Genomic DNA, 7,350 nt, shown 5'->3' with positions numbered 1-7,350 from the left:
GACGACACGATCAAACCCTGGCAGCACCAGTCCTGGATCTTCATCCGCGACCCGGACTTCGCCGTCAAGGCCAGCCGGGTGCTCGACCTCTACGCCCGCACCTACGACGGCGAACCGCTCGGAGAGGACGAGTACGTCATCTCCAGCGACGAGAAGACCAGCATCCAGGCCCGCTGCCGCTGCCACCCCACCTTGGCGCCCGGCACCGCCCGGATGATGCGGGTCAACCACGAATACGACCGCGGTGGCGCCCTGGCCTATCTGGCAGCCTACGACGTCCACCAGGCCCGCGTGTTCGGACATTGCGCGGCCAAGACCGGGATCGTCCCGTTCATGACCCTGGCCGAAAAAGTCATGACCCAAGAACCGTATGCCTCGGCGAAACGGGTGTTCTGGGTAGTCGACAACGGGTCGTCGCACCGCGGCCAGGCCTCGATCGACCGCCTCGCGAAGCGGTTCCCGAACGCGGTCATGGTCCACACCCCGGTGCACGCCTCGTGGGTCAACCAGATCGAGATCTTCTTCTCGATCGTCCAGCGCAAGGTTGTCTCACCCAACGACTTCACCAGCCTTGACCAGGTCGAAGACCGGCTCACCGCCTTCGAGCAGCGCTACAACGCGACCGCCCGGCCCTTCAGATGGAAGTTCACCCCGGCCGACCTCGAGGACCTGATGGCCCGGATCGAGCGACACGAACAGAAAGAGCAGAACCCCCAGCAACCCACCGGCTGCGATCACCAGCCTGCCGCACTGGCCCTGACCGCATAACCCCCGAAGGATTTACGGAGCGGACCACTAAGGTCGCGCCGGCACCCGGCCAGCCGCGTGTCGCGGATGTACGACGCCACCGTGGTCTCCTCGGCCTCGAACAACCGGTGCAGCGAACGCAGCGAGATGTGGTGGGCGTCCGCGACGACCTGCGGGGTGAGCGTCGGGTCGCCGATGTGTCGGTGCACGTACGCCTGCACCTGGGTGATCAGCGCACGACGTCGTACCTCGGTCGGCACCGCGTCCTCGGCGGCCAGGTGTCGGCCGAGCATGGTGGTGGCCAGGTCCAGTCCCACCGCGCCGAGGCGACCGGCGTCGGCGGCATGATACTGCTCGGGATGCCCGGTGACCCGGAGCAGGAACTGCGCCAGCAGCGCCCCGATGCCCTCGGTGCCGGACATGCGGCCCCCGTAGAGCGTGGCCATCCGCTGTGGTGGCAGCGGCAGCGCGGCGTGCGGGATCAGCGTGATGATCGAGGTCGCCTGGGTTCGCTCGGGCTCGGTCGCGTGATGGCAGACGTCGTGCGGCCGGGAGGCGTCGTAGAAGGTGAACTCCCCGCTCAGGATCTCGCTGCGGCGACCGTCCTGACTGGACGTGCCGATGCCGCCGGTGGTGAGGGCCAGCACGTACAGCTCCGGGTCCGACTGGCGGACCAGCTTGCGGGTGCGGGTGGCGTCCAGCGACGGGTACTGGTATCCGACCAGCTGGATCGGGCCGAGGTCGAAGAAGTCGGCCCGGGCGGCGAAGTCGTCGGCGTGCGCGGACTGGATCCGCAGCGGCGCCGAGGTGCGCGCGACCAGGTCCAGCCACATGCCGAACCGCTCGCCCGGCGGCAGGACGGTGGTGTCGATGGCGTTGTGGTGCAGCATCCGACTCCTTACGACGCCCGTCGACGAACGAGTGTCTCGATGCCGTCGAGGATCCGGTCGAGGCCGAAGGTGAACTCGTCGTCCGGGTCGTCGTCCTGGTTGAGGACGCCGGAGGTCAGCACCCGGTGCAGCGCCGGGTACCGGGCCGGGTCGATGAGCCGGGCCACGGTGCGGCCGTACGCGGGCATCAGCTCGCCGGGGTCGATGCCGGCGGCCCGGCTGCCCTCGGCGATCTGGGCGGTGAGCGTGGCCTCGTTGCGGACGTAGCCGGTGATCAGCAGGATCACCGACATCTTCTCGGCCTCGGCCAGCCCGGTGTCGTCGAGGCAGCGCAGCCCGTCCTCCAGCCAGCCGAGCTGCTGCGGGGTGATCGGTGGGCCGGTGATCGGCACGTGCAGCAGCCAGGTCCGGTGCCGCAGCACGTCGCGTTCGGCCCGGGCCCAGCGGGTCAGCCCGGCCCGCCAGCCGTCGCCGGGGGAGGGTGGCCCGGGCGGTGGCCCGTAGCCCGTGTCGACCATGAGCAGGAGCAGCTCGTCCTTCGAGCCGACGTAGCGGTAGAGGGCCATGGTGGCGGCGCCCAGCTCCTTCGCCACCCGGCTCATCGAGACGGCGCTCAGCCCGTCGGCGTCGGCCACCTGGACGGCGGCGTCCACGATGCCGGGCACGGTGAGCCCCGGCCGGGGCCCCTTGGGTGGGCGCTCGCGCAGCCCCCAGGCGCTCTCGATGGCCGGTGGGATCACCGGGCCGCTGTCGTCCGTCTTCGCCGCCACTTTTCCTCCTTGCCTCGCCATCCTAGTTCTGCGTATGGTCTACGCATCACAGCGTACGCCCTACGCAGAAAGGATCTGATCATGACGACGACGATCACACCGGCACCGCGGGCGGGCCGACGGGAGTGGATCGGGTTCACGGTGCTGATGCTGCCGTTGCTCCTGGTCTCGATGGACGTGTCGGTGCTCTACTTCGCCGTCCCCTTCATCAGCGAGGAGCTGCGTCCCAGCGCCACCCAACAGCTCTGGATCTTCGACATCTACGGCTTCGTGCTGGCCGGGCTGCTGATCACGATGGGCGCGCTGGGCGACCGGATCGGCCGGCGCCGGCTGCTGCTGCTCGGCGCCACCGCGTTCGGCGCGGCGTCCCTGCTGGCCGCGTACGCCGACAGCGCCGCGACGCTGATCGCCGCGCGCGCCGTGCTCGGCATCGGCGGGGCCACCCTGATGCCCTCCACCCTCGCCCTGGTGCGCAACATGTTCCACGACGCGCGGCAACGCGGCACCGCGATCGGCATCTGGACCGCCACGCTCACCGGCGGCATCGCGATCGGCCCGGTGCTCAGCGGCGTCCTGCTGGAGCATTTCTGGTGGGGTTCCATCTTCCTGATCAACATCCCGGCGATGCTGATGCTGCTCCTGCTCGCCCCGGTCCTGGTGCCCGAGTTCCGCAACCCGGCCGCCGGGCGGTTCGACCTGGTGAGCGCGGTGCTGTCGCTCGGCGCGCTGCTGCCGGTGATCTACGGCATCAAGGAGATGGCCCGCGACGGCGTCGACGTGGCCCGGGTGCTGGCCGTCGTCGCCGGCGTGCTGATCGGAGCGCTGTTCCTGCACCGCCAGCGCACCCGGGCGTACCCGATGATCGACCTGGCGCTGTTCCGCCGCCGCGGCTTCGCCGGATCGCTCGCGGTCAACCTGCTGGCGATGTTCGCGCTGGTCGGCTTCGCCATCTTCACCACCCAGCACCTCCAGCTGGTGCTCGGGATGAGCCCCCTGCGGGCGGCACTGTGGAGCCTCGTCCCGTCGCTCGCGGTGGGCGGCGTCGCCCCGGCCGCGGCCGCGCTCGCCCAGCGCGTCGAGCGGGCGTACCTGATCGGCGCGGGCTTCGGGATCGCCGTGCTCGGTTTCCTGACGCTGACCCGGGTCACGCCGGACTCGCCGCTGTGGCTCCTGCTGGCCGGTGCCAGCGTCTACGCGGGCGGCCTGGTCATGGTGATGTCGCTCGTCACCGAGCTGGTGCTCGGCGCGGCACCGCCGGAGCAGGCCGGTGTCGCCTCCGCGCTGACCGAGTCCAGCAGCGAGCTGGGCGGCGCGCTCGGGATGGCGATCCTGGGCAGCGTGGGCGCGGCGGTCTACCACCGCGAGGTCGTCGACGGCCTGCCCGCCGACCTGCCGGTGGACGCCCGCGACGCGGCCCAGGAGACGTTGGGCGGCACCCTCGCCGTGGCGAAGGGGCTGCCGGCGGAACTCGGCGACGGGGTGCTGCACGCCGCCCGGTACGCGTTCACCGACGGGCTGCACCTCGCCGCGTACGCCGCCATGGTGGCGATGCTGCTGGGGGCGGTGACCGCGCTGATGGCGCTGCGCGGCGTCCGTCCGGCCGACCCCGCGGTGGTGGCCGCGGAGCCGACCGGACCGGCCGGTACGCCGATGCCGTCGGTCAGTCGTTGAGCACGTGCGCGAGGCGGTCGCGGAAGCGCCGCTCGGAGTCGCTGACCGCCTCACCGCCGAGGCCGAGCAGGCCACCGCTGGAGGCGGCACCCACCACCTGCTCAGCGATGGTGACCAGCCAGTGCTTGTACGCGCCGGCCTCGCCCTCGTCGACCCGGGCCGCCAGCAGCGCGGCGGCCTCACCGGCCCGCAGCAACACGTCGTCGAGGTACGCCCGCGGGTCGGCGGGCGCGATGACCGGCAGTTCCTCGCCGGTCTCGGGGTCGCCGACCCGGGTCACGATCTCGCCGGCCACGGCGGCGACCAGCGGGCTGGCCGACTCCCGTCCGGCCGCGATGGTCTCCAACCCGGCCGCGTTCTCCGCCATGGTCCGGCGGGTGCCGTCGGACTCGGCGGCGCTCGCCGCGGTCAGCACCGACTGCGGCAGGCCGGCGAGCAGCCCCCACTCCCCGTCGGAGAATCCAAAACCGGTGTACGCCGGTTGCTCGATCACGGCAACGCCCCTTCCGCCCTGCTTGGTGTGGTCAATCGGTGCCCGGGTCAGGCTAGTCCAGCGTCAACAGGCCCTGTTCGGACACCACGCGCACCGACAACGTCTTGTACCCGACCTCATCGAAGAGAACCGTCATCTTGTCGTCCTCGTACGAGAGCACCATGCCGTTGCCCCACTCCGGGTGGCGCACCTGGCTGTGCACCGGGAACGGCCCGACCGCCCCCTGGTCGGCGACGCTGGTGCCGTTGTGGCAGTTGTCGCAGTGCGCGCAGACCTTGGTCATCTGCTCGCCGAAGTAGGCCAGCAGGGTCTGCCCCCGGCAGGCGTTGGTCTCGGCGAAGGCCCGCATCATGTCGGTCCGGGAACGGGTCACCGTCTGCTGCCGTTCCGCCTCGGCCAGCGCGGCGGCGGCGGCGTCGATCGGGGTGGGCGAGTAGCGGGGCGCGCCGATGCGCTGCCGGGCCCGCGGTTCGGCGGCACCGACCTGCTCCAGCAGGGAGAGGTACTGGCCCAGCTTGCGCGGTCCGAGGCCGGTGGCCTCGCGCAGCTCGGTCTTGGTGGCCGGCTTGCGGCGCAGCAGCGCGGCGAGGTCACGCAGTTCGGTCTCGTCGGGCAGGCCGCCGCTGAAGAAGCGTTGCAGGCCCACGTCCTCGGCCTGCCACAGCAACAGCACCCGCGCGGGCTGTCCGTCGCGCCCGGCCCGGCCGATCTCCTGGAAGTAGCTGTCCGGCGAGTCGGGCAGCGCCATGTGCACCACCCAGGCAATGTTCGGCTTGTCGATGCCCATGCCGAACGCCGAGGTCGCCACCATGATCGGCACCTGGTCGGCGAGGAACGCCTCGTGCAGTTCGGCGCGCGCCCCGGCCGCCATCCCGCCGTGGTAGAACTGCGCCGGGAAGCCGGCGTCGGTCAGCCGGGTGGCCAGCTCCTCGGCGGCGCGGCGGGTCGGCACGTAGATGATCCCCGGCCGCTCGTCGTCGCGCAGCAACGCGACCAGACGTCGCCACCGGTAGTCCTCGGTGGGGCAGTGCGCCACCTCGAGGAAGAGGTTGGGCCGGTCCAGTCCGGACACCACCACCTCCGGCTTGCGCAGCCGCAGCCGGGCGATGATGTCGTCGCGTACCGGCGGGGAGGCGGTGGCGGTCAGCGCGACCACGGGCGGGCGGCCGATGCCCTCGATGAGGTGCCCGAGCGCCAGGTAGTCGGGGCGGAAGTCGTGCCCCCACGCCGAGATGCAGTGCGCCTCGTCGATCGCCACCAGCGCCGGCTTCAGCGCGGCGACCTCGGCCATCCGGTCGGGGTTGCTCAGCTGCTCCGGGGTGATGAACAGGAACTCCGCCCGACCCTCGCGGATCTCGGTGATCGCCTGGGCCTGCTGGGTGGGTGACTCGTTCGAGCTGATCCGCACCGCCCGCAACTCGGGGCGTTGGCGCTCGTTGAGGGCCGCGATCTGGTCCTGTTGCAGGGCCAGCAGCGGGGAGATCACCACGGTGGGGCCGGGGATCAGGCTCGCCGGGATCTGGTAGATCGCCGACTTGCCGGCACCGGTGGGCAGCACCACCAGGGCGTCGCGTCGCTTCATGACGGCGCGCATGGCGGCGAGTTGGTTGGGCCGCAGCGCGTTCCAGCCGAACAGGCTGCGCGCCGCGCGGCGCAACGACATCGAATGCGTGGACAGTTTCATCGAGGGCCGGAGGTACCCGAGCCCATGACCGCCGAAACGCGTTCGGACGATCATGGGCTCGTCGGGTCGGCGGGTCAGCGCAGGCGGGGCAGGACCTCACGCTGGTACAGGTCGAAGAGGCCCTGGTAGTGCGGGCCGGTGTTGGCCACGTACACCTCGTCGAAGCCGGCCTTGGCGTACTGGTCGATCATCTCCAGGTGCGCGTCGGCGCTGTTGCCGCACACGAACGCCTCCTTCATCATCTCCGGCTTGACCAACTCGGCGGCCTGCTCGAAGTGCCGCGGCGAGGGGAGCACCTGGGACAGCTCACCCGGCACCCCGGCGTTGGGCCACCGCTCGTACGCGATCCGCATGCCCTCGTCCTCGCTGTCCGCGTACGCCGCCTTGAAGCCGGCCTGGCACGGCTTGTCGCCGCCGCCGTTCTCCCGGAAACGGCGGACCAGTTCGGCGTCCGGCATCGTGCTCACGTAGCCGTCGCCGATGCGGGCGGCCAGGTCGACGGCCTTCGGGCCGAAACCGGAGACGTAGACCGACGGGGGAGTGTCCGGCAGCGTGTAGACCCGGGCGTTCTCCACGGTGTAGTGCTTGCCGTGGTGGTTGACGAAGTCACCGCGCCACAGCTCGCGCATCACCTCGACGGCCTCTTCGAGCATCTCCAGCCGGACGTCGGCCTGCGGCCACGCGTCGCCGAAGATGTGCTCGTTGAGGGCCTCGCCGGTGCCGACGCCGAGCACGAACCGTCCGCCGTGCAGCACCGCGCTGGTCGCCGCCGCCTGCGCGATCACCGCCGGATGGATGCGCACCGTCGGGCAGGTCACCGCGGTGGTCACCGGCAGCGAACAGACCTGGCTGAGCGCGCCGATCATCGACCAGACGAACGGGCTCTGACCCTGGGCGTCCACCCACGGGTGGTAGTGGTCGGAGATCCACAGCGCCTCGAAGCCGGCCTGTTCCGCACCGCGCGCCTGCTCCAGCAGCTCGGCGGGCGTGTACTCCTCACTGGACAGAAAGTAACCGATCTTCATGAGGTCCCCTTCGGCGCGTACCTGCTGATGGGGACTGCGGTACCCCGGCCGCCGTCGGTCACACCGGTTG

Annotated in this window: 7 protein-coding genes; 2 read left to right on the top strand and 5 right to left on the bottom strand. The window is 71.0% G+C overall.

Going from position 1 to position 7,350, the window contains the following annotated elements; all coding sequences use genetic code 11:
• Positions 1-768: transposase (locus AB0H52_RS21170; protein ID WP_357949426.1), on the top strand; the 768-nt coding region annotated here is incomplete at its 5' end.
• Here the strand turns inward: AB0H52_RS21170 and AB0H52_RS21165 are convergent.
• Positions 735-1,637, bottom strand: coding sequence for an AraC family transcriptional regulator (locus tag AB0H52_RS21165; protein ID WP_357949423.1), 903 nt, complete (start codon positions 1,635-1,637; stop codon positions 735-737). The two genes, AB0H52_RS21170 and AB0H52_RS21165, sit on opposite strands and share 34 nt — an antisense overlap.
• 8 nt (positions 1,638-1,645) lie before the next feature.
• Positions 1,646-2,407 (bottom strand): TetR/AcrR family transcriptional regulator, encoded by a 762-nt coding sequence (locus tag AB0H52_RS21160; protein WP_151490913.1) that lies wholly within the window; start codon positions 2,405-2,407, stop codon positions 1,646-1,648.
• A gap of 81 nt (positions 2,408-2,488) precedes the next feature.
• Here AB0H52_RS21160 and AB0H52_RS21155 point away from each other — a divergent pair, with 81 nt between their 5' ends.
• Complete coding sequence (locus tag AB0H52_RS21155; RefSeq protein WP_357949419.1) at positions 2,489-4,078, top strand: MFS transporter; 1,590 nt, start codon at positions 2,489-2,491, stop codon at positions 4,076-4,078.
• Here the strand turns inward: AB0H52_RS21155 and AB0H52_RS21150 are convergent.
• From AB0H52_RS21150 to AB0H52_RS21140, 3 genes are all read right to left on the bottom strand, one after another.
• Positions 4,068-4,571, bottom strand: coding sequence for a hypothetical protein (locus AB0H52_RS21150; protein WP_357949416.1), 504 nt, complete (start codon positions 4,569-4,571; stop codon positions 4,068-4,070). The genes AB0H52_RS21155 and AB0H52_RS21150 overlap by 11 nt on opposite strands.
• Before the next feature lie 52 nt (positions 4,572-4,623).
• On the bottom strand, positions 4,624-6,255 hold the full coding sequence (locus tag AB0H52_RS21145) for a RecQ family ATP-dependent DNA helicase (RefSeq protein WP_357949413.1): 1,632 nt from the start codon (positions 6,253-6,255) through the stop codon (positions 4,624-4,626).
• Positions 6,256-6,329: 74 nt separating this feature from the next.
• Complete coding sequence (locus AB0H52_RS21140) at positions 6,330-7,280, bottom strand: TIGR03557 family F420-dependent LLM class oxidoreductase (RefSeq protein ID WP_357949410.1); 951 nt, start codon at positions 7,278-7,280, stop codon at positions 6,330-6,332.
• Positions 7,281-7,350: the final 70 nt, after the last annotated feature.

The organism is Micromonospora sp. NPDC050695, from assembly GCF_040654415.1.
Classification (GTDB): domain Bacteria; phylum Actinomycetota; class Actinomycetes; order Mycobacteriales; family Micromonosporaceae; genus Micromonospora.
Note: the sequence above shows the minus strand (reverse complement) of the source record. Positions and strands in the feature narration are given on the sequence as shown.

Excerpts from the sequence above, each read along its gene's own strand:
- AB0H52_RS21165 (WP_357949423.1), bottom strand. The coding sequence starts at position 1,637 with ATGCTGCACCACAACGCCATCGACACCACCGTCCTGCCGCCGGGCGAG.
- AB0H52_RS21155 (WP_357949419.1), top strand. The coding sequence starts at position 2,489 with ATGACGACGACGATCACACCGGCACCGCGGGCGGGCCGACGGGAGTGG.
- AB0H52_RS21145 (WP_357949413.1), bottom strand. The coding sequence starts at position 6,255 with ATGAAACTGTCCACGCATTCGATGTCGTTGCGCCGCGCGGCGCGCAGC.
- AB0H52_RS21140 (WP_357949410.1), bottom strand. The coding sequence starts at position 7,280 with ATGAAGATCGGTTACTTTCTGTCCAGTGAGGAGTACACGCCCGCCGAG.